Annotated in this window: 23 protein-coding genes and 1 tRNA gene; 10 read left to right on the top strand and 14 right to left on the bottom strand. The window is 54.9% G+C overall.

What is annotated here, in order from left to right; genetic code table 11:
- Positions 1–198: 198 nt before the first annotated feature.
- Positions 199–876 (bottom strand): cyclic nucleotide-binding domain-containing protein, encoded by a 678-nt coding sequence (locus O2N63_RS10840; RefSeq protein WP_271054290.1) that lies wholly within the window; start codon positions 874–876, stop codon positions 199–201.
- 365 nt (positions 877–1241) lie between these two features.
- Here O2N63_RS10840 and O2N63_RS10845 point away from each other — a divergent pair, with 365 nt between their 5' ends.
- The 5 genes from O2N63_RS10845 (at position 1242) to ilvN (ending at position 6011) form a co-directional block, all read left to right on the top strand.
- Positions 1242–1733, top strand: a complete 492-nt coding sequence (locus O2N63_RS10845) for a DUF2852 domain-containing protein (RefSeq protein ID WP_271054291.1) — start codon at positions 1242–1244, stop codon at positions 1731–1733.
- A gap of 80 nt (positions 1734–1813) precedes the next feature.
- The gene (locus tag O2N63_RS10850) at positions 1814–2272 is read left to right on the top strand and encodes an RDD family protein (RefSeq protein ID WP_271054292.1); all 459 of its coding nucleotides are present in this window, start codon (positions 1814–1816) and stop codon (positions 2270–2272) included.
- Between the two features lie 151 nt (positions 2273–2423).
- Complete coding sequence (locus tag O2N63_RS10855) at positions 2424–3254, top strand: arginyltransferase (protein ID WP_271054293.1); 831 nt, start codon at positions 2424–2426, stop codon at positions 3252–3254.
- A 425-nt stretch (positions 3255–3679) separates the two neighbouring features.
- Positions 3680–5434: an acetolactate synthase 3 large subunit gene (locus O2N63_RS10860; protein WP_271054294.1), complete on the top strand. Its 1755-nt coding sequence runs from the start codon at positions 3680–3682 to the stop codon at positions 5432–5434.
- Positions 5435–5447: 13 nt separating this feature from the next.
- Positions 5448–6011, top strand: coding sequence for an acetolactate synthase small subunit (ilvN, locus tag O2N63_RS10865; protein ID WP_271054295.1), 564 nt, complete (start codon positions 5448–5450; stop codon positions 6009–6011).
- 75 nt (positions 6012–6086) lie between these two features.
- Here ilvN and O2N63_RS10870 read toward each other — a convergent pair whose 3' ends face one another.
- Positions 6087–6413, bottom strand: coding sequence for a hypothetical protein (locus O2N63_RS10870; RefSeq protein WP_271054296.1), 327 nt, complete (start codon positions 6411–6413; stop codon positions 6087–6089).
- A gap of 408 nt (positions 6414–6821) precedes the next feature.
- Positions 6822–10505, bottom strand: a complete 3684-nt coding sequence (locus O2N63_RS10875) for a vitamin B12-dependent ribonucleotide reductase (RefSeq protein ID WP_271054297.1) — start codon at positions 10503–10505, stop codon at positions 6822–6824.
- Positions 10506–11187: 682 nt separating this feature from the next.
- Here O2N63_RS10875 and O2N63_RS10880 point away from each other — a divergent pair.
- Complete coding sequence (locus O2N63_RS10880) at positions 11188–11427, top strand: hypothetical protein (protein ID WP_271054298.1); 240 nt, start codon at positions 11188–11190, stop codon at positions 11425–11427.
- Between the two features lie 105 nt (positions 11428–11532).
- Here O2N63_RS10880 and O2N63_RS10885 read toward each other — a convergent pair.
- The 4 genes from O2N63_RS10885 to pdxH form a co-directional block, all read right to left on the bottom strand.
- A tRNA-Pro gene (locus O2N63_RS10885) sits at positions 11533–11609 on the bottom strand.
- A 75-nt stretch (positions 11610–11684) separates the two neighbouring features.
- Positions 11685–12182, bottom strand: coding sequence for a DUF192 domain-containing protein (locus O2N63_RS10890; protein WP_271054299.1), 498 nt, complete (start codon positions 12180–12182; stop codon positions 11685–11687).
- A gap of 67 nt (positions 12183–12249) precedes the next feature.
- On the bottom strand, positions 12250–12789 hold the full coding sequence (locus O2N63_RS10895) for a cold-shock protein (RefSeq protein WP_271054300.1): 540 nt from the start codon (positions 12787–12789) through the stop codon (positions 12250–12252).
- A 138-nt stretch (positions 12790–12927) separates the two neighbouring features.
- A complete protein-coding gene (pdxH, locus tag O2N63_RS10900) occupies positions 12928–13533 on the bottom strand; it encodes a pyridoxamine 5'-phosphate oxidase (RefSeq protein ID WP_271054301.1) in 606 nt (201 codons plus the stop codon).
- Between the two features lie 151 nt (positions 13534–13684).
- Between pdxH and fabI the strand changes: the two genes are divergently transcribed.
- Both fabI and gpt read left to right on the top strand, forming a co-directional pair.
- Entirely contained in the window at positions 13685–14503 is an 819-nt protein-coding gene (gene fabI / locus O2N63_RS10905; RefSeq protein WP_271054302.1) for an enoyl-ACP reductase FabI, read from the top strand.
- A 14-nt stretch (positions 14504–14517) separates the two neighbouring features.
- A complete protein-coding gene (gene gpt / locus O2N63_RS10910; RefSeq protein ID WP_271054303.1) occupies positions 14518–15036 on the top strand; it encodes a xanthine phosphoribosyltransferase in 519 nt (172 codons plus the stop codon).
- 146 nt (positions 15037–15182) lie between these two features.
- On the opposite strand, the gene O2N63_RS10915 is transcribed toward gpt, so the two are convergent.
- The 7 genes from O2N63_RS10915 to O2N63_RS10950 all read right to left on the bottom strand — a co-directional run bounded on the left by O2N63_RS10915 (position 15183) and on the right by O2N63_RS10950 (position 22132).
- Positions 15183–16106, bottom strand: a complete 924-nt coding sequence (locus O2N63_RS10915) for an NAD(P)-dependent oxidoreductase (RefSeq protein WP_271054304.1) — start codon at positions 16104–16106, stop codon at positions 15183–15185.
- A gap of 190 nt (positions 16107–16296) precedes the next feature.
- Positions 16297–16878, bottom strand: a complete 582-nt coding sequence (locus tag O2N63_RS10920) for a DUF4167 domain-containing protein (protein WP_271054305.1) — start codon at positions 16876–16878, stop codon at positions 16297–16299.
- A gap of 264 nt (positions 16879–17142) precedes the next feature.
- Complete coding sequence (gene prmC, locus O2N63_RS10925) at positions 17143–17976, bottom strand: peptide chain release factor N(5)-glutamine methyltransferase (RefSeq protein WP_271054306.1); 834 nt, start codon at positions 17974–17976, stop codon at positions 17143–17145.
- A complete protein-coding gene (gene prfA / locus O2N63_RS10930; protein ID WP_271054307.1) occupies positions 17973–19028 on the bottom strand; it encodes a peptide chain release factor 1 in 1056 nt (351 codons plus the stop codon). Before prfA ends, prmC begins: the two co-directional genes overlap by 4 nt.
- A gap of 240 nt (positions 19029–19268) precedes the next feature.
- Positions 19269–19781 (bottom strand): DUF1499 domain-containing protein, encoded by a 513-nt coding sequence (locus O2N63_RS17525; RefSeq protein ID WP_408629811.1) that lies wholly within the window; start codon positions 19779–19781, stop codon positions 19269–19271.
- Between the two features lie 147 nt (positions 19782–19928).
- Entirely contained in the window at positions 19929–20888 is a 960-nt protein-coding gene (gene speB, locus O2N63_RS10945) for an agmatinase (protein WP_271054308.1), read from the bottom strand.
- Positions 20889–20965: 77 nt separating this feature from the next.
- Positions 20966–22132, bottom strand: a complete 1167-nt coding sequence (locus O2N63_RS10950; RefSeq protein ID WP_271054309.1) for a M20 aminoacylase family protein — start codon at positions 22130–22132, stop codon at positions 20966–20968.
- Positions 22133–22184: 52 nt separating this feature from the next.
- Between O2N63_RS10950 and mazG the strand changes: the two genes are divergently transcribed.
- Positions 22185–23021, top strand: coding sequence for a nucleoside triphosphate pyrophosphohydrolase (gene mazG, locus O2N63_RS10955; protein ID WP_271054310.1), 837 nt, complete (start codon positions 22185–22187; stop codon positions 23019–23021).
- 89 nt (positions 23022–23110) lie between these two features.
- Entirely contained in the window at positions 23111–24124 is a 1014-nt protein-coding gene (locus tag O2N63_RS10960; RefSeq protein ID WP_271054311.1) for a Fe(3+) ABC transporter substrate-binding protein, read from the top strand.
- The last annotated feature ends 28 nt before the right edge of the window (positions 24125–24152 follow it).

Here is a 24152-nt window from a genome sequence, read left to right on the forward strand (position 1 = left end):
ACAATATGCCCCAATCGTCCAGCACATCTGCCCCAAGGGCGGATAAGCAGGACAGAGTTGCCGTAATCCTCAAAAATCAGGGTTCCGCGTGATGACTAGGTTCAAAAGAACCACGCGTTGGAAAACCAGCTATAACTATACAATGAGTTTTCCCCTGCCTGGACCCAACCCTCGTCAGGGGAGTGTCCGTCGAAAGTACTACGCGCCTTCGATTTGACGTTCAGAACCAGCACGGGCGACTTTACCCGCCAGATCCAATGAGATCATCGCGTCCAACGCAAGACGAAATCTTGGATCTCTGCTAGCCCTCTGCTTCAACTCGGCGACATCCCATTCCAGTACTTCGCTGTCGCGTGATAAATATGTAGAAGCGGACGCGCGATTGCCGGTCAGATAGGCTACTTCACCAATAAAGATTCCGTCAGGAATTGAAAATCTACTGCCAAATTTTTCGACCTCAACGGAGCCATTGATGACATAGTAGATGGTGTGGACCTGACTTCCTTCTTCAGTAAGTTGGTGCCCAGCCTTTCTGATTAAGCGCTTAGACGCACCCATAAGTTTTCGAAAGTCACCCGGCGGCAAAGCGTCAAATTGCGAGTAGATATCCCTAAATTTTTTTGGGATGGCCCATCTAGACCGGCGATAGAACAGACTCAACAGACCAATCAGATTGGCGATCCCTGTTGCGGTGCTGGCCCAAACGGCTGACCAAAGCGGAGTATCTTCAACTATGGCGTAGTACCAAATGTATAAAACCGTCCCCAGCAACAGCATTAATCGAAGGCCAATTTGATTGATGACTAGATACCCAAGTACAAATAGCCCTGCGGCCATGAGTACGAGAACATCAGACCAGACGAATTCTTCATACATGGAAAGAATATAAACAAAGTATCCTCGTCTTTTCCAACTCCGAATTTTGGGGGCAACACATCAGTCGCACTTGGAACGGTGTTCCTACCCATCATTTTCAACGTAGAACTTACAGACGGGTGACGCTCAACACCGTGGAACAAGGCCATTTTGCCGCTTCATGCGTAAAATGGCGGCAGATTACGGATAATGGCCAAAGATAGGTCGATATATTTACCCCCGATTTACTCATTACTTATCAACTAGATAGTCAATTAATGTAAAAAACATTCACATAAACCCTTGCACAGGCGCGCGCGCCACCCCACATGCTTCAATGTGAAAGGCCTTCACATCAACTTGAAACAAGAAACTGGAGACCCACCATGTCCACTGCCGCCCATCCGCATATGACCAACACGCCGCAGGGTTGGTTCTCGCGTGCCGAGAGCTGGCTGGACCAACGTGGCAAAGGCGCTTGGATCGCCGCCATGGTTGTGTCCTTTATCCTGTTCTGGCCGATCGGTCTGGCCCTTCTTGCCTATATGATCTGGAGCAAACGCATGTTTTCGAAATCCTGTTCCCATCGCCGTCACAGCATGACCGGCGACCAGCACTATGCCCGTCGTCACGGGTTCCGCAGCTCGGGCAACACCGCCTTTGACTCGTATAAGGCTGAAACCCTGCGCCGCCTGATGGATGAACAGGAAGCCTTTGAGAACTTCCTTGAGCGCCTGCGTGCCGCCAAAGACAAATCAGAGTTCGACCAGTTTATGGAAGAACGCGCTGACGCCACCCGCGAGGCCGCCGTGAAAGCCGCCGAAGACATGGTGGAAGATGCCGAAACTCTGGATGACCCTGAAAAAGACAAGAAGTAGTCCCTTCCCTTTCCCTTCTTGTCTCCAGCGCCCCGTTCCCTGACTTGACGGGGCGCTTTCAATTCAGCAAAGCAAAGACCATGACACAGACACAAGACGCCCTTTGGGGTCTGCCCGACCCCGCCTATCAACCCGAGTTTTATGACAGCGTGGCATTAAAGCGCCTGATGGCCTGGGGCGTGGATGTGGTATTGATCTTTGCCCTCTCCGTGCTGGCCAGCCTGATGAGCTTTGGGATCGGCTTTTTCCTGTTTGGTCTGGTGTTCTTTGCGATCGGCTTCACCTATCGGGTGATCACCATCTCAAGCCGCTCCGCCACTTTAGGCATGCGCCTGATGGCAATTGAATTGCGCAACCACCGCGGTGAACGGTTTGATGGAATGACCGCGATGTTCCATACGCTGGGCTATTACCTGTCGATGGCGACCTTCATACTTCAGTTGATCTCACTGACGATGATGTTCACCACGCCTCGCGGGCAAGGTTTGATCGATATGGTGCTGGGCACCACCGCGATCAATCGCCTGACCCGAAGCTAACGCAAACTCTCACCTAAAAAGAGAAAAACGGCGGCATCAAGCGGCCGTTTACCCTTTTTATGCTAGGGGGTTGAAGAGAACCCCATGCCCGCGTTACCTTTTTGGAAACCATAATTATCGCCCAAACTCAGTCGGATCGAAAAAACTTACGATGCGCCATTCTCTACCTCTTGCGCCACAGTTCTATGTGACTGCACCGCAGACCTGCCCCTACCTTGAGGACCGGCAGGAGCGGAAACTGTTCACAGCACTGCAAGGGGAACATGCCGCTGAATTGAATGATGCGCTGTCAAAACAAGGGTTTCGACGGTCGCAGAATGTGCTCTACCGCCCGTCATGTGCCGAGTGTAACGCCTGTTTGTCAGCCCGGATCCGGGTCGCCGATTTCAATCCGACACGAAGCCAGAAACGCACCATACGCAAGAACGACCACCTGACCCGTCGGGCACGCGCACCCTGGGCCACCGAGGATCAGTTTGATCTCTTCCGCACATATCTTGATAGCCGTCACGCTGATGGTGGCATGGCAGATATGGATGTATTCGAATTCGCCGCCATGATCGAAGAAACGCCGATCAAGACGCGGGTGATTGAATATCGACCGAGCGATGGTCCAGAGAAAGATGACCTTTCGGCGGTTTGCCTGACCGATGTGCTCGATGATGGGCTGTCGATGGTGTATTCCTTCTTCGACCCCGCCCTGCGCGACTTTTCCCTTGGCACATACATGATCCTTGATCACATCGAATTGGCGCGGGAAGTCGGGTTGCCATATGTTTATCTGGGCTATTGGGTGCCGGGCAGTCCAAAGATGAGTTACAAAGCCAAATTCTCGTCACTTGAAGTCTATCGCGGTGGGGAATGGGTCGATTTGCACCAACTCGAAGATCTCGACGTGAACAAACATCCCCTCTCCACCGATCCGATTGCGGAACAAGTGGCCGGGATACAGTTGCCCGATATCGATATCTTCAAAAGCTAACCGGGCCGCATGGCATCCGGTTTCAGATAATTTCGTCTCCATAACGATTTGACCTCCGGCTTGGGCCGGGACCTTGCTCTTCAGGCGGCTCTGCTGCGCCGCAGAATAAATTTCCACTTATTACCCAAAAGACGTATTATTTTTGCATATAATTCAAATAATGCGATCCCACGACATATTATTCGTTATTTTCGCTGTTGACGCCCCCTTTTCCCCCTCATAATGTCGCGCTTGAAGTCATCCCCGATTAGGGGCGCTGAAAGAAAGCAAGGGAACAGGTCGGATGAGCATTCTTCTGGTCGTCGTAGGAACATCGCGCATGGGCCGGTAACGGAACCTGAAAGATCCCCCATGCGCCCCCGAAAAGATCGGGGGCTTTTTTTTAGCACTTCATGAAATTTGAATGCGTGTAGACGGAGAGTAAGATGACACGTCAAATGACCGGAGCGAAAATGGTGGTTCAAGCCCTGAAGGATCAGGGTGTGGACACGGTATTCGGATATCCGGGAGGGGCCGTCCTACCGATTTATGACGAAATCTTCCAGCAAAACGACATTCGCCACATTCTGGTGCGTCACGAACAAGGTGCCGTACATGCGGCGGAAGGTTATGCGCGGGCAACCGGCAAACCCGGTGTTGTTCTGGTAACTTCAGGACCGGGTGCAACCAATGCGGTGACCGGTCTGACCGATGCGCTTTTGGACTCGATCCCTCTGGTGGTTCTGACCGGCCAGGTGCCGACCTTCATGATCGGCACAGACGGTTTCCAGGAAGCTGATACTGTTGGCATCACCCGCCCCTGCACCAAGCATAACTGGCTGGTGAAGGAAACAGACAAGCTTGCTGAGACAATCCATCAGGCATTTCATGTGGCCAATTCGGGCCGCCCGGGACCGACATTGGTCGACATCCCGAAAGACGTGCAGTTTGCCACCGGCGAGTACACTCCGCCGGCCAAGTCGGACAATTCCCATTATCAACCCCAGGTGCGCGGTGACATCGAAGCAATCACCCAGCTTGTGGAAATGATGGAAACCGCAAAACGGCCTATCTTCTATACCGGCGGCGGCGTGATCAACTCGGGCAAAGCGGCAAGTCAATTGCTGCGCGAACTGGTAGAAGCCACTGGCTTCCCGATCACCTCAACCCTGATGGGGCTTGGGGCCTATCCCGCGTCTGGCGAGAAATGGGTGGGTATGCTCGGTATGCACGGCCTTTACGAGGCCAACATGGCCATGCACGACTGTGATTTGATGATCAATATCGGTGCCCGTTTCGACGATCGGATCACTGGCCGCGTTGACGCCTTTTCGCCAGACTCGAAGAAAGCGCATATCGATATTGACCCCAGCTCGATCAACAAGGTGATCCATGTGGACCTGCCGATTATCGGTGATGTGGGGCATGTGCTTGAAGACCTGCTGAAGGTCTGGAAAGCGCGCGGTCGCAAGACCGATGGTGATGCCTTGGCAGGCTGGTGGACGCAGATTAATGAATGGCGCGCCCGTAAATGCCTGACCTACACCAACACCGCTGACATCATCCAACCGCAATTTGCGCTGGAACGTCTTGAGGCACTGACCAAGGACAAAGATCGTTATGTGGCCACCGAAGTGGGCCAGCACCAGATGTGGGCCGCGCAATTCCTTGGCTTTGAAGATCCGAACCGCTGGTTGACCTCGGGCGGTCTGGGCACGATGGGCTATGGCCTACCTGCTACCGTGGGCGCGCAGATTGCGCATCCCGACAGCCTCGTGATCAACGTGGCCGGGGATGCATCCTGGCTGATGAACATGCAGGAAATGGGCACCGCCGTTCAATTCCGCCTGCCAATCAAACAGTTCATCCTGAACAACGAACGTCTGGGCATGGTGCGCCAGTGGCAGGAATTGCTGCACGGCGAGCGGTATTCCCACAGCTGGTCCGATAGCCTGCCGGACTTTGTGAAACTGGCAGAAGCCTTTGGTTGCAAAGGTCGTCAGGTGTCTGATCCGGCTGAGTTGGATGACGCCATTCAGGAGATGCTGGATTATGACGGGCCGTTCATTCTGGATGTGCTGGTGGAAAAACACGCGAACTGTTTCCCGATGATCCCGTCGGGGGCCCCCCACAATAACATGTTGATGGGTGAAGCGGAAACCCAGGGTGTGATCGGCTCTGCCGGCGCAACTCTGGTTTAAGGAGGCTGAGCAAATGTCTGCATTAAAAATCAAAAAAGGCTCGTCACGCAAATCGGCCTATGACCTGCGCGACCCGCATTCGGAAGTGATCGAACGCCATACAATCGCCTGCGTGGTGGACAATGAAGCCGGTGTTCTGGCCCGTGTGATCGGGTTGTTTGCTGGGCGTGGCTACAACATTGAAAGCTTGACCGTGGCCGAAGTGGATCACGAAGGGCACCTGTCACGCATTACAATCGTCACCACCGGGACGCCCGCTGTGATCGAACAGATCAAAGCCCAGCTTGGCCGGATTGTTCCCGTTCATGACGTGCATGACCTGACGGTGGAAGGTCCGGCTGTGGAACGGGAATTGGCATTGTTTAAAGTGTCTGGCACAGGCGACAAGCGGGTTGAGGCCCTTCGCCTTGCCGATATCTTCCGCGCCAATGTCGTGGACAGCACGCTGGATAGCTTTATCTTTGAAATCACCGGAACCACCGAAAAGATCGATGCTTTTGCCGATCTCATGCGCCCGCTTGGCCTGCAGGAAGTGGCCCGAACCGGTGTGGCTGCGCTGTCGCGCGGCGAGGTTTAGGACCAACAGAACCAGTTACGGCTGCCCTCGCAAGGGGTGGCCGTAAGAATTTTCCTATGGATGGAAACCAATTGATCAGGCGACAACCCTAAGATGCCCGCCGGGTTGGGCTGATGCGCCAGTCTGTTCCGCACCCTTTGATGAGATCCGCTCAACCTCTTCTGCCAGCAACGCCTGTACATCGAGATTACCAGAACCGCGACGCACGCTCAGAACCTTGCGGATTTCTCGCATCTCGCCGGCCTTATGCGTTTTGAAGACAATCTGATCCCCCGCCTCCAGGTTCTCATACTTCTCTTCCAATTCTGTGTTGGAAGTTATGAAGGCCAGTGGTCCTTGATCTTCGCACCAGACAAGCCCGGTTTTCTTGTCAACCTTGTACCAAAGTACAATACCATTCATGCTCTGCTCCATCCTTACGGGAATAATTCTATTCATAGCTGAACGATGCCGCCAGTCTAGATTCACTCCGAGCGCAGAAGATTTTGGCGTCACTTGACACCAACCTGACGCTGATCAGCGTCAAATCAACAAGATGCGCGCCGATCTGGCAGATTTTTGGGCAGCTATCCGTAACCCGGGGAAATACAGTCGCCTCTCTGCTGCCCTTCCGAAAAAAGAAAGGGCACCCGAAGGTGCCCAGTTTCGCTTATAAGGATCATCATTCACTGCCCGTTGTTTATTTGCCTGCGTCCTTATCCGCGTCAGAGGCGAGCGCACCCGCCCCGTGTGAGGATGGGGGGCAAAACCGCCCACCCTATTTCTGCGCCCCCTGCCCCTTGGGACAGAAAGCAAGAGGCGCAAAACTTGTCAGCTACAGCCCGAGGTTCCCCCGCAGGTGTTGCATTTCATGCAGGTGCCATTGCGCACCAATGTATAGTTGCCGCACTCGCCACAGGGATCGCCTTCATAGCCCTGCATCTTGGCCTTGGTGCGTTCATCCATTGTGGTGACTGTTCCCGTCGCGCTTGCGGTCTCGGTCACGGTCACGGTTGCGGTCGCCGTTTCCGGCACCAAGGTTTCGAGAGCGGCAACAGGATCAGTCCCGATCATGCTCGCGTCCTGACCGCCTTGCAGAACCACCAGTTCTTGGGGCAACCGCTTTCGCAGATAGCCGGTCGAGCTGATTTGTTTCAGAACTTCCAAGGACTTGGTAGCGGTTGTTTCGCTCATCTCCTGAACGTTTGACACGCCCTCTTCCTGCCCGCGGCCAAGGTCGTCAAAACTGGCGCCCTCGGGTTTCACATGGGCCAGGTCGGTACGATCAAGGTAGGACACCGCCAGTTCGCGGAAGATGTAATCAAGGATCGAAGTGGCGTTCTTGATCGAGTCGTTGCCCTGCACCATTCCCGCCGGTTCGAACTTGGTGAAGGTAAAGGCGTCAACGAACTCCTCCAGCGGCACGCCATATTGCAGGCCCACGGACACGGCGATCGCAAAGTTATTCATCATCGCCCGGAAGCCAGCGCCTTCCTTGTGCATGTCGATGAAGATCTCGCCCAGATCACCGTCTTCATACTCCCCCGTGCGCAGATAGACCTTGTGACCACCAACGATGGCTTTCTGGGTATAGCCCTTGCGGCGTTGAGGCAGTTTCTCGCGGCCCCGTGCGACCTCTTTGATCACCACTTTCTCGATGATCTTTTCGGCTAGAACCGCAGCTTTTTCCTGCGGCGTGCCAATGGCAAGAACCTCTTCCGCCTCTTCATCATCCTCAACCAGAGACGCAGCAAGCGGTTGCGACAGTTTCGAGCCATCGCGGTAAAGCGCATTGGCCTTGATGCCCAGCGACCACGACAGCTCATACGCCTTTTGGCAGTCTTCGATCGTTGCGTCATTCGGCATATTGATCGTTTTCGAAATCGCACCTGAAATGAACGACTGCGCTGCGGCCATCATGTAGATATGGCTGTCAACATTCAGGAAACGCTTGCCTTTTTTGCCGCATGGGTTGGCGCAATCAAAGATCGAATAATGCTCTTCCTTGAGGAACGGTGCCTCTTCCAGCGTCATTGTCCCGCAAACATGGTCGTTTGCCGTGTCAATATCCTGACGGGTAAAGCCGAGATGGGACAGCAGGCTGAAATCGGGATCATTCAGCTTTTCTTCCGGGATGCCCAGCACATTGGTGCAGAACTCTTCACCGAGGGTCCATTGGTTGAACACAAAGCGGATGTCGAAAGCAGACGGAAGTGCCGCTTCGATCTTGGCAATCTCGTTCTGACCAAACCCATGGCCAATCAGCGTGGTGTGATTGATGCCCGGACAATTACCGATGGTCCCATGGCCGACGGCATAGGACACGATCTCTTCGATCTGGGCCGAGCTGTAACCAAGCTTCTCAAGCGCTGCGGGCACCGACCGGTTGATGATCTTGAAATACCCGCCACCGGCCAGTTTCTTGAATTTCACCAGAGCGAAATCCGGCTCGATCCCGGTGGTGTCGCAATCCATCACCAGACCAATGGTGCCGGTCGGGGCAATCACCGAGACCTGCGCGTTGCGATAGCCGTTCTTTTCACCCAGCAGCAGCGCTTCATCCCACGCACCCATGGCCAGATCCACAAGTTTCTTGTCCGGGCAATTGGCATGATCCAGCGCCACCGGCTTCACGTCGAGCTTTTCATAGCCCTCAGACGCGCCATACGCTGCCGTGCGGTGGTTGCGGATCACCTTAAGCATATGGTCGGCGTTGCGCGCATAGCCATCAAAGGCGCCCAACTCTCCTGAAATTTCTGCCGAGGTCGCATAAGCCACACCGGTCAGGATCGCGGTCAGCGCACCACATAGCGCGCGCCCCTCAGCCGAGTCATAGCCATACCCCATGTTCATGAGCAGCCCGCCAATATTGGCGTAGCCCAGACCCAGCGTACGGAAGTCATAGCTGAGTTGCGCGATTTCCTTTGACGGGAACTGCGCCATCATCACCGAGATTTCCAGCGTCACAGTCCACAGGCGGGTCGCGTGCATGTAATCCTCGGCCTGGAACTCACCGTCTTTCAGGAAAGTCAGAAGGTTCATCGAGGCGAGGTTACAGGCGGTGTCATCAAGGAACATGTACTCGGAGCATGGGTTCGATCCGCGGATCTCGCCATCTTCCGGGCAGGTATGCCAGGCATTGACCGTATCGTGATACTGAATGCCGGGATCGGCACAGGACCATGCCGCATGACCGATCTGTTCCCACAGATCACGGGCGCTGATGGTTTTGGCAACGGAACCGTCTGTACGGCGGATGAGCTCCCAATCAGTGTCGTTTTCAACAGCCTTCAGGAAAGCATCGGTCACACGCACCGAGTTGTTCGAGTTCTGGCCTGAAACGGTTGCATAAGCCTCTGAATCCCAATCTGTATCGTAGGTCGGGAATTCGATCGACCCAAACCCCTGCTTGGCATAATCCAGCACGCGCTTGACGTAGGCCTCGGGGATGGCAACCTTTTTAGCGGCGCGCACTGCGCCTTTCAGGCCCTCGTTCACCTTGGGATCAAAGGCGTCATCTTCTGCCCCATCCCAAGCACGGATCGCCGCGAAAATATCATTCAGATGCGTTTCGTGCATCTTCGAGCCCGCGACCAGCGAGGCCACTTTCTGCTCTTCCTTGACCTTCCAGTTGATGTATTCCTCGATATCCGGGTGGTCCGCATCGACAATCACCATCTTGGCAGCGCGGCGCGTGGTGCCACCGGATTTGATCGCACCCGCAGCCCGGTCGCCGATCTTGAGGAAGCCCATCAGGCCCGAGCTTTTCCCCCCGCCCGACAGCGCCTCGTTCTCGGCACGCAGGCTGGAAAAGTTGGTGCCAGTGCCAGAGCCATATTTGAACAGGCGCGCTTCACGCACCCAAAGATCCATGATGCCACCGTCGCCGACAAGATCGTCGCCGACGGACTGGATAAAGCAAGCATGCGGTTGCGGATGTTCATAGGCGCTTGAGGAACGGGTCAGCTTTTTGGTGGCATGATCCACGTAGTAATGACCCTGGCTCGGCCCATCGATTCCATAGGCCCAATGCAGGCCAGTGTTGAACCACTGCGGGCTGTTCGGGGCCGCGCGCTGGCTGGCCAGCATGTGGCGCATTTCATCGTAATAGGCACGCGCGTCTTCTTCGGTCGAAAAATATCCACCCTTCCAACCCCAGTAGGCCCAAGCCCCGGCAAGGCGATCAAACACCTGCTTGGCCGAGGTTTCACCACCGAACCGTTCCTCTTCGGGCAGGGCGGCTATCGCCTTTTCATCGGGAACCGAGCGCCACAGGAATTCAGGGACGCCCTTTTCCTTCACCTTTTTCAAAACCGCCGGAACACCCGCCTTACGGAAGTATTTTTGGGCGATCACATCAGACGCCACCTGGCTCCAGCTGGACGGAATTTCGCAATCATTCAACTGGAACACAATTGTTCCATCCGGGTTACGAATTTCTGACGAGGTTGTGGTAAATTCGAGATCGGCATAGGCGCCGGCCCCGGCCTTGGTGAATTTGCGCTCAATCTTCATTGTGCCCGTGTCCTCATGCAATATGGCCCCGCCCCGCGGCCAGCCCGTCCCTAATAGCTGCAAGATCACAATTATCGGCATGGAACAAAAACACCCTGCCGGTCGCAGCAAACAAAGTCGCCCGGTGATGCCCCTTTTGACAGGGGAAATAGATGTGCTTCAGTCCCGCCCGCTTTTATCCACTATATCTTGTGGCTGCGTGATCGGCCCCCACAAAGTGGCGTAGAGACCCATAAGAGGTCAATAAATTTTTAGGAACTATCCACAACTCTTTTTTGTTGACCATGCTGATCATTTTTGCGCCGTAGAGTGAGGTATATGATTCCCAGACAATCAACCCTCACGTGTGCCCATGTTTTCCTAGCGACTTGGCAGGTTTAAGGCATACGGCTCATAAATTACGCGAATATAATCTTCTGAAAGCTTCGGATTTCTAACCTGTGGAAAACTCTGTGCATGATCACTTCACTGTGCTTCTCGTAACACTCTGGGCTTTATGTAATTGCATTTTACAACTCGCAATCTCCGCAGAATCTATGCTTCCGACCCTGCACCTGAGTCTTTACCAATTGCGGCGCTGTTTTGCCCTGAAACAGGATTTCTGCTAAATTCGTACAATTCCGACCACGCAAATTCGAAAACGAGGTAGAATATGAACGTTATATCAAAGTCACTAACCATCATGACACTGACAGCGATGACCGCCTCTGCCGGTCTTGCTGATCCCAATCCAAGCACCAAAGATTGGGGAAAACTCACCAAAGAAGCAATCGAAGACGGCTTTGAACAAGGTGGCCATTCTTCTGATCCATCAGGAGATGGCCACGGACCTGGCACTGCTGACGAGCCTCGTGCTGGGCTGGCAAATGTTGTGGAACGGGGCAATCTGGGGGCCACAGTAGATCTGATTAGCGGTTTATAAGCTGACCCACTGACGGATTTCTCCTGCACACAAATAGCGCAGTCTGCTCGACACCTGTAATCACAAGTTCATACGGTGGCGTAAGTTCGTTGAATTTTCGTTAAATGGTCGGGACGGCAAGATTCGAACTTGCGACCCCCTGTACCCAAAACAGGTGCGCTACCAGACTGCGCTACGTCCCGACTGGGCATTGCATAACGTCACAAGCGGGACGAGGAAAGCCCAAAAAGCACGAATTAAGAGAAAATTTCTCTTCTTTATTCTGGGGCAACCATTGGGGCGCAGGGCCAGACTGCAATCTGCTGCTGAACATAGGGAGACCGGAGCTCGCTACCGACAGAAATTCCGATCCTTTTCGCCAAACCACCGTTGATTTCAAGAACATAGCGGACCTCGTCTCCACCACTGACCGGTGTCAGATCACCAGGCTGCGCATTTTTATAAATATAGGACACGCGCCCATCGGATGTCAGATAGATGATATCAAGCGGGATCAGGGTGTTTTTCATCCAGAACGAAGGTTCATGGGCCATGGGATAGACAAACAACATCCCCTGCCCCAGTGGCAGATCTTCACGAAACATGAGCCCCTTGGCACGCGCGCGATGCGTTACGGCCACTTCAACAGAAAATCCAGCCTGCCCCCATGGTCCACGCAGATCAACACGGTCATCGCGGCAGTCTGTCAGGGATGAGCTGGCTGACTGGGACGGGCTGGCCATCATAGCAATCAAGGCTGCTAATATGAACCGCATGACGAGACTTTGACCTCACCTTTCAACTGATCGGTTAAGCCCATGAAGACGGATTGATGTGCAAAGATCAATCGGTTCCGGTATTTGCGGCATCCCAAGCCGAAACGACCAGCGCAAGTTTTCCACGTTTGCCTTGCACAGTGCGTAGGCAAATCGCTTCGCCCGGCTGCAAGTCTGCAAGTCCTGACCGGCGCAAAACTTCAATATGGATAAAAATGTCCTCGGAAGATCCAAATATATTGGCAAAGCCAAATCCCTTGCCCTTGTCGAACCATTTGACCCTCGCCGGTTCCACAGGACCCGCACTGTCGAGGTCAATATCGCCGTCTTGCTCTTCGACGAGCCCATGGGGTTCTGGGCCTTCAGGGGGGGTAATCGAACGCACAAGTACAGCCTGACGACCGCGCTGGGTATCCTGAACCTCAATCTCGATCCCTGCACCATCAGCAACCGAGCTCTGTCCGAAATTCCGCAGCACATTTGCATGCAGAAGAATATCTGTACCGCCCTCTTCTGCGATCACAAAACCAAATCCTTTGGAAGGATCAAACCACTTTACATGTCCACGCAGGATAAATGTATCCTGCACCTCAGACTCTTCGGTCATCTGGTAATCCTTAACGTTCACATCCCCGTGTATAGTTGTGAAACAATCGGCAAGTCCTCGCAAGCCTAAACTACCTGTCCTTTTAGTCAGGTTTCGCTTTGTAAACCTGCGCAATCAACGAAAATTTTTTAAATACAATCATGGATTAAGTCGCACCACTACCCATTCAACTTTACCCTTTTGGCGAACCCAGCGATAGCGATCATGCAACCGGAAGGCTCCGTCTGCCCAGAACTCGATCTCAGTTGGACAAATACGATATCCGCCCCAGAATGGCGGGCGTGCGGGATTGGGACCATGAACAGCGGTGACTTTTGCCACTTCGGCCATCAAAGCAGCGCGAGAGGCAAGCGGCTGGCTTTGATGGGATGCCCATGCGCCCAGCCGGCTTTTCAGGGATCGGGAATGGTAATAAGCGTTTGCTTTTGATCCCTCTTCTCGCGTGACCGTGCCGCGCACCCGAATCTGACGGCGCAGGGATTTCCAGTGCATGACAAAAGATGCCTTGCCAGTGGCTTCGATCTCTTCCGCCTTTACAGACCCATAATTCGTATAAAATACGAAAGCATCGTCTTCGATCTCTTTCAAAAGAACCATACGGGTGTTTGGCATACCGTCAGCATCGACCGTGGACAGGGCAATGGCATTGGGATCATTGGGTTCAGAGACCTCAGCCTCAGTCAACCAGCTGCGCGCCAGCTCAAACGGATTTTCTCCCGTAAAGATCCCACTCCGATCCGACATGTGCCTTCTCTCCTGATCATTTAGCAAAATCAATTTGCCCACAGTTTGCAATTGCGTGCCTATTGCATCTGGCGCACAGGCGCAGGCTTGCGGTAAAAGGGGCAATCGCCTAAACGGGCTTAAACCAGAATAGTGGGACGGGGAACAGAGAATGTCGACCGGTTTGATGAACGGCAAGCGCGGCCTGATTATGGGTCTTGCAAATGATAAATCCATTGCATGGGGGATTGCCAAAGCCTGTGCTGATCAGGGTGCAGAGCTTGCGTTCTCGTATCAGGGGGACGCGCTGAAAAAGCGGGTGGCTCCGCTGGCGGAACAGCTGGGTTCGGATATCGTCGAACCTTGCGACGTGTCAGATCAAGCGTCGATTGACTCGCTGTTTTCTACGCTGGAAGAGAAATGGGGCAAGCTTGACTTCATCGTGCATGCCATTGGTTTCTCAGATAAAACCGAACTTCGCGGTCGGTACATCGACACCAGCCCCGAAAACTTCCGCATGACCATGGATATCTCGGTCTACAGCTTCACCGCCGTGGCCAAACGCGCCGCTGCGATAATGCCGGATGGTGGCTCGATGTTGACCCTGACCTACTACGGTGCAGAGCAGGTGATGCCGCATTACAATGTGATGGGTGTGGCCAAGGCCGCTCTTGAAGCCTCAGTGCGTTACATGGCCGAAGATCTGGGCAAGGATGGCATCCGCGTGAATTCGATTTCCGCTGGTCCGATCAAGACACTGGCCGCCTCAGGGATCGGTGATTTCCGCTATATTCTGAAATGGAACGAGCTGAATTCACCGCTGCGCCGCAATGTTACCATCCAGGATGTTGGCAATTCAGCGCTGTATCTTCTGTCGGATCTGGGTTCAGGCGTCACTGGCGAAACACATCACGTGGATGCAGGCTATCACGTCGTTGGCATGAAAGCCGTGGACGCACCTGACATCGACGTCACCACCGGTCGTAAGTAAGCGAGGGACATGAGATGAGCGAACGCCTGCCCCACGAAAAAGGTTTCCACATCAGCTGGGACCAAATTCACCGCGACAGCCGCGCACTGGCATGGCGCCTGGATGGTCAGGGCCCTGACGATGGCGCCTGGCGTGCCGTTGTCGCGATCACCCGTGGCGGCATGGCCCCCGCTATGATTGTCAGCCGTGAGCTGGACATCCGCACTGTGGATACCATCAGTGTGAAATCCTACCACTCAGGCGGCGGTCAAGCGGATCAGCGACGCGATGCGCAGGTGCTCAAATCCCCAGACGCAGAACTGATGGGAGATGGGACCGGCGTCCTGATTATCGACGATCTGGTAGACAGCGGCAAAACGCTGGAACTGGTGCGTAAACTTTACCCCAACGCCCATTTCGCAACGGTCTATGCCAAACCGAAAGGCCGTCCGATGGTTGATACCTTCATCACTGAGGTAAGCCAGGACACCTGGATCTTTTTCCCGTGGGATATGGCGCTGCAATATGTTCAGCCCTATCGCGGTACGGACTGAGCATTGCATTCAAGACCCAACCCCACTCGTTGGGGATGACGTCAAACACTTAGCAAATTCCCCATACTTTGCTTCGACCGTATTCAGCATGCGGTCGAAGCAGAAGCTGCGCAGCAACAGCTCACAGATGAACCGGCCATGCCTCCCTATTTGCGGTCAGCAGGCCGGAAGGCCTGATCCATTGCAGATAGGTCATGTTCACCCAGACCTTGATTGAGCGCTTTTTCAAACATCGCTCTGATCCCATCGTGAAAAAGCGTCTCAACTCCGAGAGTTTCGCTTAGCGTCAGCAACGCGGCGTGCCCCTCTCCCCACACGGCCAATGAAGCCTGTGTTTCCTGCGTGTTTCCAGCGGCTATCGCATCGATCAGGCGAAGGGGCTCTCTTTGCATCAGCCCTGCATTCCTCGCCACTTGATCGCGAAATGCGGAAAGAGGCACGCCCCCTACGTCGCACATGGTTGCACCATTGATGGTTCCCATCAGAAACCCAAGCATACTGGAGATCGCTGCGCGACTGAGCACCACAGGCGCTGAATAATTGTCTCCCAGATAGGTGATACTTGGCGACATCGTTTTCAAAACCGCGTCATGGCCTGTCACGATATGTTCGGGGCCGGCCACGACAATTGATGCATCATCGGTACCAATCTGTTCGGGCAAGCAAAGGATTGCCCCTTTTATTAAATGTGCCCCGCAAGTTGACATCAATTCGGCATCTTGCTGCACCTCTGCCACGGTCGCTCCGGTCAACTGGATCACGGTGACACCGGAAAGTTTTTCCCGCACCGTTTCATTTTCCGTGATCTGCTTCCAGGCGGCATAGTTCGAAAGGCAGACCACAATGGCGCTGCACCCGTTAATGACTTCAGAGGCGGATTTCGCAACGATTGCCCCCTCTTGCTGCAAAGCCACAGCTTTTTCCGGGCTTCGATTCCAAACGCGAATGTTCGCCTTGGTCGCTAATAAGGATCGCGCAAGCGCACTCCCCATGTTGCCCAGACCGATGAATGCAATATTGGTGTTCGAAAGGTGCATTAGTTCATCCTGTTCTGCATCGTATTCAGTCACGAGACCCTAAGGTAACACACCTGTCTATAATTAAATAAATTGGCGCCATGCGTGAACAGGTCAATCTATCGGCACGCTATTGGGACATCAGCTGGGATCTGCGTAGCTGTCGAAGTCGCATAAAAAAAACGCCCGACCAATCTGGTGGGCGTTTCTTGTAATTCTGTGCAAATGTTTGGCAGAGCCTGCCTTATTCCGCTGCTTCGGGCGCATCCGGAGCGTCCGGCTTTGGCTGCTCTTTTGCGGCCTCAGGATTGTCCTCGGTTCTCGGCTTTGCAGGCTTGCGTGGCTTGCGACCACGCGCGGGGGCTTTTCTCGGTTTGCTTTCCGGTGTCTCTACCAATCCGCTATCAGAGGGAGCCTCGATTAAATCAGGTTGTTCCGCACCTTCCGCGGACACGTCGGAAACGGGCTCGGCGGCCTCGGCTGCTTCTGCCGCTTCGGCCTTACGCTCGCGCTCTTCTTTTTCGCGCTGCTGGCGTTCCCGGTTCTGCTGATCAGCCTGTTGCCGCCGCGTTTCCACCTCGCGCTGCGCTTCGCTCAGCAAGCGGGTGTAATGCTCGGCGTGCTGCTGGAAATTCTCCCCTGCAACACGGTCATTGGACAGAAAGGCATCACGTGCCAACTGGCTGTATTTATCGATGATTTGCTGCGGTGTCCCGCGCACTTTTCCCTCGGGCCCCGAGCTGTCAAAGACACGGTTGATGATATTGCCCGGGTTGTTCCGGTTACGGTTCGACTTATTGCGCGAACGGGACTTAGAAGATCTCATAAGCTTTAATTTCCAGCCTTGGCAGATGCAAGCGGCCAATTCCGGCCTGTTGTTTTCTCGGACTGGGCGCAAAGGCGCAACCTTGTGTCCGATTTTTGGGCTTAAGTGCGGCGGCGTCCAAATGGACTGCGCGACCTACTTTTCCTTCGTAACCACCGCAAGCTGGGTAAACAAGCCCAAACTGCCCGTTTCACCATGAATTTCGCGATAAATTGCCGAACCTCTGCAAGTTAGCAACGGTATTGAGTAGAAAATACGAGGTAATCACCGCATATTAGCACAGACAACCCGATCGCGCCCATCGATATCCCGCCGGACATTCACATCACGCAAACCGGCCGCGGAAAACATGGCAGCCACCTGCGCGCCCTGTGTGGGGCCGATTTCGACCAGAAGGCGCCCGCCCGGCATCATGAACTTTGACGCTTTATCGGCAATTTCGCGATATGGATCCAACCCGTCTCCGCCTGGCGTCAGCGCCAAGTGGGGTTCCCAATTCAGCACATCTTGCGACAGGCCGGGCATCTCATCTGCGGCAATGTAAGGCGGGTTGGAAACCACCAGATCAAACTCCCCGACAACCGGATCAAACCAGCTGCCCTGACAAAGATTCACGCGGTCCGACACCCCCAACGCCCCTGCATTCTGGCGGGCGACGGATAAGGCATCGCCGGACAGATCCACTCCAACACCCGTAGCCCCGCCCTGCTCGGCCAAGAGCGTCAGAAGGATACAGCCGGACCCAGTGCCAAGATCAAGCACCCGCTCAAACGGAGCTTGTAGTGCGGCCGCAACAAGCTCTTCCGTCTCGGGGCGCGGATCCAGCACGTCGCCGGTCACAATGAAATCACGTCCGTAGAAATGGCGCTTGCCGATGATTTGCGCAACGGGCTGGCGGTTGACCCGGGCCTCGATGACCCGGTCAAACGCAGTTTGCTGTTCGTGGGAGACGGGATCCGGCAAGATCAGCGTCAACCGTCCACGCTCCACACCCAGCACATGGGCCAGCAGCGCGCGGGCATCCCCGGCGGCCCCCTCAACGCCTGCGTCATTCAGGCGACGGGTGGCCTGCACCAGCAAAACCTGCGCGGTGATCATCCGTCCATCTCGGCCAGCTGTGCGGCCTGCGCCTCAGCGATCAGCGCTTCGATAACTTCATCCAGATCACCGTTCACGATCTGATCGAGCTTGTAGAGCGTGAGGTTGATCCGGTGATCGGTCATCCGTCCCTGTGGGAAATTATAAGTACGGATCCGTTCAGAGCGATCCCCCGACCCGACCTGTGATTTCCGATCAGCCGAGCGTTCGCTGTCAATCCGTTGCCGCTCCAGATCATAAAGCCGGGTTTTCAGTACCTGCATCGCGATCTCGCGGTTGCGGTGCTGGGATTTCTCCGAGCTGGTCACCACAATCCCTGATGGCAAATGGGTGATGCGCACTGCGGAATCGGTGGTGTTGACGTGCTGCCCGCCTGCCCCGGAGGAACGCATCGTGTCGATCCGCAGGTCATTTGCGTCGATCTGGATATCCACATCTTCAGCTTCGGGCAGCACCGCCACCGTCGCTGCAGACGTATGGATCCGCCCTCCGCTTTCGGTTTCTGGCACACGCTGCACTCGGTGTACGCCACTTTCAAACTTGAGCCGCGCAAAAACGCCATCGCCCTTCACATGGGCGGTGACCTCTTTCACCCCTCCCAGTTCCGAGAGCGTCTGCTCCATGATCTCGAACTTCCAGCCCCGCGCCTCGGCATACCGCTGATACATCCGCAGAAGGTCGCCGGCAAACAGCGCTGCTTCATCCCCGCCAGTGCCGGGGCGAATCTCGATCATCGCCGCGCGACTGTCCGCTGCATCTTTGGGCAGCAGAGCCAGTCGCATTCCCTGTTCTGCTTCAGGAAGACGCGCCCTAAGGACTGGCAGCTCTTCCTCTGCCAGTTCCCGCATATCGGGATCATCCATCATCAGCTCGGCTTCTTCGATGTCGGCCAAGAGCTGATTATACGCGGCAATCTCCTCCACCACCGGTTTCAGCTCGGCATATTCCCGCCCGACAGCGGCGATTTCGTCGCCCGACAGACCTTGAGACATCCGTGCTTCGAGATACTCGAACCGTTCGGTGATTGCGTTGAGTTTTTCCAAAGGGACCATGGGGTTCGGTCTGTCCTATTGCGTGGTTTTGGTCAAGAGGCCGCGCTGTGCTAGACTAGGATCATGCGCAAATTCATTGGCATAATCACGCTTGTCAGCGCGATGAACGGTTCTGCACTGGCGGATGTCACCACGCCCGGCGGCAAAGTCATTGATTGCTATTGCACAGATACGCAGGGCAGCCGTGTGGAACTGGGACAGGAAATCTGTCTTTTCGTCAATGGTCGCGCCTTTATGGCGCTATGCGACATGAGTCTGAATGTCCCGATCTGGCGTGACACAGGCCGGGCTTGCCTCAGCTCCAATCTCCGATCTCGACTGCTGGAACAGTTGCGTAATCCAGCCTTCGAGCCGACGGGCATTGACCCCAAGGTCTGAGCGGCCAATCACCAAGCTCGAATAAATATGCAGGTGACCGTCTGCAATCCAGATCCGCGTGATGTCCGGGAATCCGAACAGCTTTGAGCGCGTCACAAAACTATGCCCCTGCGGGGTGTCGAAAACCTCTTTGGTTCGCTCGGTCCTTCGGATGATCTGCAAGAGCATCTCATGGCCGTCTTCAGGCAGTTGTCCCAGGGGAAGAACACATTTTGCACCACCTTTCATGTGGTGAAATCCTCGCGCCTCCGGCCCCGGTTGCGCCCGCAATTGAACCGTCGGAAGGGGTTTGCTGCGAGCATAGATTGCCAAAGCAGAAGCCAGAATGGCAATCATCGCCAGCAGGCCGATGAGGCCCCAGAAAAAGTTATTCATCACTCGAAATCCCGTGGTGCAACGCGCAGGGGCCATAACATGGTGGGAATCAAAGCACGAGCGTTCCCATACGGAAACATTACGGTCCGGGCAGAAACGCAGAACCCACCGTCTCCAGGTGGGCTTCTATCATATGATCAAATCAGATCAGCGGCGCGTGTAAGCCCAAAGGTTCAGGATCTCCATCGCCACATGTGCCCCTGCAATTGCAGTGGCACCCGTGGTGTCAAACGGCGGTGAAACTTCCACAATGTCGCCCCCAACCAAATTCACCCCGGCAATGTCACGTAGGATGATCGATGCCTGCGCAGAAGTCAGCCCACCCCAGACCGGCGTTCCGGTGCCCGGCGCAAAGGCCGGGTCCAGCGCATCGATGTCAAACGTCAGATAGGCCTGGTTGTCCCCAAGAATGGATTTGATCTTTTCTGCCACAGCCTGTGGACCTGTTTCATGCACCTCGCGCGCATCGATGATATTCACACCCAGAGTGTCTTCATTGGTGGTACGAATACCGACCTGAACCGAACGTTTCGGGTCGATCAGACCTTCTTTCACCGCTTTGTAAAACATCGTGCCGTGATCCACCCGTGTCAGGTCATCATCGGGCCAGGTATCGGTGTGAGCATCAAATTGCAACAGGCTTAACGGCCCGTATTTCTTGGCATATGCCCGCAGGATCGGGAAAGTGATATAGTGATCCCCCCCCAAAGTCAGGCTAGCGCAGTCCTGCGCAAGAATACCCGCAATATGCGCCTCAAGCGTGGCTGGAAACTGGTCAATATGGGCATAGTCGAACGCCAGATCGCCGTAATCGGCAATCGCAAATTCGCTCAGCACGTCAAAGCCCCAACCATATGCCGGATCTGGGGATTGAAGCGCTGACGCCTCGCGAATTGCCCGTGGCCCAAGACGCGTGCCGGGCCGGTTCGTCACCGCCTGATCAAAAGGCACGCCGGTCACAGCGATGTCCACATTCGTCAAATCTTTGCTGTAGGTACGTCGCAGGAACGAGGTTACACCGCCGAAAGTATTTTCAAAGGACAAGCCCTTGAATCCATCCCGCGTAACCGCGGTGTCAACCTGCTTGCTGGCGTCTTCAAGTGCCATGGAATTCTCCCGTCAAAGATCTCGTGGTATCGGGTGACTATCATGTTCCCAGCCCTACTTCCAGCAATTTGATCAAATCACCTACCTACTGAATTGAGCCGCTCCACCAGCTTGGCAAAAAAACTCGCTCCGTAGGGGGCTGCCTCATCGTTGAAATCATATTGTGGGTGATGCACGTAAGGTCCGTCCCCCTGTCCCAGAAACAGATAGGCTCCCGGTCGTTCTTCCAGCATATAGGAGAAATCTTCGGCGCCCATGGAGACACCGCCTTGGCCATCGACTCGGTCTTCACCAGACAACTCACGAGCCACTTCAAGGGCAATTTCAGTCTGTTTGGAATGATTGACTGTCGCCGGGTAGCCGCGCTCATAGATCACCTCGGCCTCAACGTCGAAGGCGGCGGCTAGGCCGGAAATGATTTCACCCGCCCGCTTTTCCGCCATATTGCGGACCTCAGGCGTGAAGCTTCGGATGGTCGCCTCCAGCCACGCGGTTTCCGGGACCACATTATCGACGGTCCCCCCATGCACCTGTGTGACGGAAATCACCAACTGCTCCATCGGCGGCAGGTTGCGACTGACAATGCTCTGCAACGCCTGCGCCATGCTGACCAAAGCCATGATCGGATCGCGGCATTCCTCGGGATAAGCCGCATGACCACCAAGCCCTGTCACATTGACGCGCAGCGTATCCACCGCTGCCATCAATGGGCCGGGAGAGGTGATGAAGGCGCCCAACTCCTCGCCCGGCAAATTGTGCAGCGCATAGACCTCTTTAATGTCAAAGCGGTCCATCATGCCCTCGTCACACATATGTTTCGCACCGCCGGAATTTTCCTCGGCCGGCTGAAAAATCAAAGCCACCCGACCGGCGAAATTGCGGGTTTCCGCCAGATATCGTGCAGCCCCGAGCAGCATTGTCGTATGCCCGTCATGGCCACAGGCATGCATCAAACCTTCAGTTTGCGAAGCATGGTCGAGCCCGGTCATTTCCTGCATGGGCAGCGCATCCATATCCGCGCGCAACCCAATGGTCGGACCCACCCCCTGACCGTTGATGATCGCCACCACCCCAGAGACACCAATTTTCTCGTGAACCTCGTCCACACCAAATTCACGCAAACGCGCGACAACATACGCGGCCGTCTGATGACACTCCAATCCCAGCTCGGGATGGGCATGCATCCAGCGCCTCCAGGTCTTCATATCTTCGGAAAAATCGGCAATACGGTTGATAACGGGCATGGGAAGCTCCTAACTGACCTCCGAGGCTTTCCCGAAACGAAGGGCAATTGCAATGTCAAAAACTTCAAATGAGATCGTACACGACCCCAATGGGGGTATGGACCGTCTGCGTGAAATCATGCGGCGGCTGCGCGACCCGAAAAGCGGGTGCCCCTGGGACATCGAGCAGGATTTCGGTACCATTGCACCATATACGATCGAAGAAGCCTATGAGGTGGCCGACGCGATTGAACGCGAAGCGTGGGAAGAACTGAAAGGTGAGCTGGGCGATTTATTGTTCCAGTCGGTCTTCCACGCCCAGATGGCGGAAGAACGGGGCCTGTTCAGCTTTGATGATGTGGCCGACGGCATGTCAGATAAGATGGTCGCTCGGCACCCCCATGTATTTGGCAGCGAGTCCCGGGATAAATCCGCCGAACAGCAGACGCGAGATTGGGAAACCATCAAGGCCGCTGAACGCGCTGCCAAAGCCCAACAAGGGGTGCTGGACGGGGTGGCGATTGGACTGCCTGCTTTATTGCGCGCCGTAAAACTGCAAAAACGTGCAGCGCGTGTTGGTTTTGACTGGCCGGAAACAGCCCAGGTTCTGGATAAGATCCAAGAAGAAGCACGAGAGTTGGTTGAGGCGAAAGATACGCTTTCTCACGACGAAATCCGCGAAGAGATGGGGGATCTGCTATTTGTAATGGCAAATCTCGCCCGCCATCTGGATGTGGAGCCAGAAGAGGCTCTTCGCAAGGCCAATGCCAAATTCGAACGCCGCTTTTCCTATGTGGAACAACGACTTGCTGATCATGATCGCAAACCCGAAGAGTCGACGCTAGAAGAAATGGACGCCTTTTGGAATGAAATCCGCACCCGAGACAAGCTGTCGCAGGGAGCGGAATAATTACCCGATTTTTTTTATCGGGTATTGACCCTAGTAATTTAGTCAGGTTTAACGCGAGCAACAAAATTGATGCTCCAAGGAGTCGCAGCATGAAACTCGCCCACACCCTGTCCGCAGCCCTCGCGCTGACCACCGCTTTGCCCGTGATGGCCTCGGCAGATGAGGTGAACGTCTATTCCTACCGCCAGCCCGAGCTGATCCAGCCGCTTGTTGACGCTTTCACGGCTGACACTGGGATCGACGTCAATATTGCGTTCCTCAAGAAAGGCGTCATCGAACGTCTGGAAGCGGAAGGCAAACGCAGCCCCGCTGATGTGATCCTCACCACTGACATCTCGCGCCTGAATGGTGTGGTTGAGGCTGGTCTGACGCAGGCTGTGCAATCCGATGTTCTGGAAAAAAACATTCCGAGTGAGTATCGCGACCCAGAGGATCAATGGTTCGGCATCACCTCCCGCGCCCGGATCATCTATGCCTCGAAAGATCGCGTGGCAGATGGCGAGGTGACCACCTATGAAGACCTTGCCGATCCGAAATGGAAGGACCGTATCTGTACCCGCTCAGGCACCCACGCCTATACGCTGGCACTGGTTGCAGCCCACCTCAAGCACCACGGACCAGAGGCAACCACAGCTTGGCTCGATGGTGTGAAATCAAACCTTGCCCGCAAACCGCAGGGCAACGACCGCGCGCAGGTCAAGGCGATCTGGGCTGGTGAATGCGACATCTCGATCGGCAACACCTATTACATGGGAAAAATGCTGAGCGACGAAGAACAGCAAGACTGGGCGGACAGTGTGAATGTCGTGTTCCCTGTGTTTGAAGGGGACGGCACCCATGTGAACGTGTCAGGCATGGCCCTGACCAAACACGCCCCAAACAAGGATGGCGCCATCAAACTGATGGAATTCCTGTCGTCCCCCAAAGCGCAGGAAATCTATGCAGCGCAGAACTTTGAATACCCCATTGCCCCCGGCACGGAAGCCACCGATCTGGTCAAAAGCTGGGGCAACTTTAACGCCGATAGCCTGAACCTGATGGACGTGGCCAAAGAACGCCCTGCCGCATTGAAGCTGGTGGAAAAGGTTGATTTCGACGGCTGAGCCGGGATCAAATCTAACCGGTATTGAT

This window comes from Aliiroseovarius salicola (assembly GCF_027891095.1).
Taxonomy (GTDB): domain Bacteria; phylum Pseudomonadota; class Alphaproteobacteria; order Rhodobacterales; family Rhodobacteraceae; genus Aliiroseovarius; species Aliiroseovarius salicola.

What these genes read in the sequence shown, in the direction of transcription:
- O2N63_RS10840 (WP_271054290.1), bottom strand. Translation starts at nt 876, where the DNA reads ATGTATGAAGAATTCGTCTGGTCTGATGTTCTCGTACTCATGGCCGCA.
- O2N63_RS10845 (WP_271054291.1), top strand. Translation starts at nt 1,242, where the DNA reads ATGTCCACTGCCGCCCATCCGCATATGACCAACACGCCGCAGGGTTGG.
- O2N63_RS10850 (WP_271054292.1), top strand. Translation starts at nt 1,814, where the DNA reads ATGACACAGACACAAGACGCCCTTTGGGGTCTGCCCGACCCCGCCTAT.
- O2N63_RS10855 (WP_271054293.1), top strand. Translation starts at nt 2,424, where the DNA reads ATGCGCCATTCTCTACCTCTTGCGCCACAGTTCTATGTGACTGCACCG.
- O2N63_RS10860 (WP_271054294.1), top strand. Translation starts at nt 3,680, where the DNA reads ATGACACGTCAAATGACCGGAGCGAAAATGGTGGTTCAAGCCCTGAAG.
- ilvN (WP_271054295.1), top strand. Translation starts at nt 5,448, where the DNA reads ATGTCTGCATTAAAAATCAAAAAAGGCTCGTCACGCAAATCGGCCTAT.
- O2N63_RS10870 (WP_271054296.1), bottom strand. Translation starts at nt 6,413, where the DNA reads ATGAATGGTATTGTACTTTGGTACAAGGTTGACAAGAAAACCGGGCTT.
- O2N63_RS10875 (WP_271054297.1), bottom strand. Translation starts at nt 10,505, where the DNA reads ATGAAGATTGAGCGCAAATTCACCAAGGCCGGGGCCGGCGCCTATGCC.
- O2N63_RS10880 (WP_271054298.1), top strand. Translation starts at nt 11,188, where the DNA reads ATGACACTGACAGCGATGACCGCCTCTGCCGGTCTTGCTGATCCCAAT.
- O2N63_RS10890 (WP_271054299.1), bottom strand. Translation starts at nt 12,182, where the DNA reads ATGCGGTTCATATTAGCAGCCTTGATTGCTATGATGGCCAGCCCGTCC.
- O2N63_RS10895 (WP_271054300.1), bottom strand. Translation starts at nt 12,789, where the DNA reads ATGACCGAAGAGTCTGAGGTGCAGGATACATTTATCCTGCGTGGACAT.
- pdxH (WP_271054301.1), bottom strand. Translation starts at nt 13,533, where the DNA reads ATGTCGGATCGGAGTGGGATCTTTACGGGAGAAAATCCGTTTGAGCTG.
- fabI (WP_271054302.1), top strand. Translation starts at nt 13,685, where the DNA reads ATGTCGACCGGTTTGATGAACGGCAAGCGCGGCCTGATTATGGGTCTT.
- gpt (WP_271054303.1), top strand. Translation starts at nt 14,518, where the DNA reads ATGAGCGAACGCCTGCCCCACGAAAAAGGTTTCCACATCAGCTGGGAC.
- O2N63_RS10920 (WP_271054305.1), bottom strand. Translation starts at nt 16,878, where the DNA reads ATGAGATCTTCTAAGTCCCGTTCGCGCAATAAGTCGAACCGTAACCGG.
- prmC (WP_271054306.1), bottom strand. Translation starts at nt 17,976, where the DNA reads ATGATCACCGCGCAGGTTTTGCTGGTGCAGGCCACCCGTCGCCTGAAT.
- prfA (WP_271054307.1), bottom strand. Translation starts at nt 19,028, where the DNA reads ATGGTCCCTTTGGAAAAACTCAACGCAATCACCGAACGGTTCGAGTAT.
- O2N63_RS17525 (WP_408629811.1), bottom strand. Translation starts at nt 19,781, where the DNA reads ATGAATAACTTTTTCTGGGGCCTCATCGGCCTGCTGGCGATGATTGCC.
- speB (WP_271054308.1), bottom strand. Translation starts at nt 20,888, where the DNA reads ATGGCACTTGAAGACGCCAGCAAGCAGGTTGACACCGCGGTTACGCGG.
- O2N63_RS10950 (WP_271054309.1), bottom strand. Translation starts at nt 22,132, where the DNA reads ATGCCCGTTATCAACCGTATTGCCGATTTTTCCGAAGATATGAAGACC.
- mazG (WP_271054310.1), top strand. Translation starts at nt 22,185, where the DNA reads ATGTCAAAAACTTCAAATGAGATCGTACACGACCCCAATGGGGGTATG.
- O2N63_RS10960 (WP_271054311.1), top strand. Translation starts at nt 23,111, where the DNA reads ATGAAACTCGCCCACACCCTGTCCGCAGCCCTCGCGCTGACCACCGCT.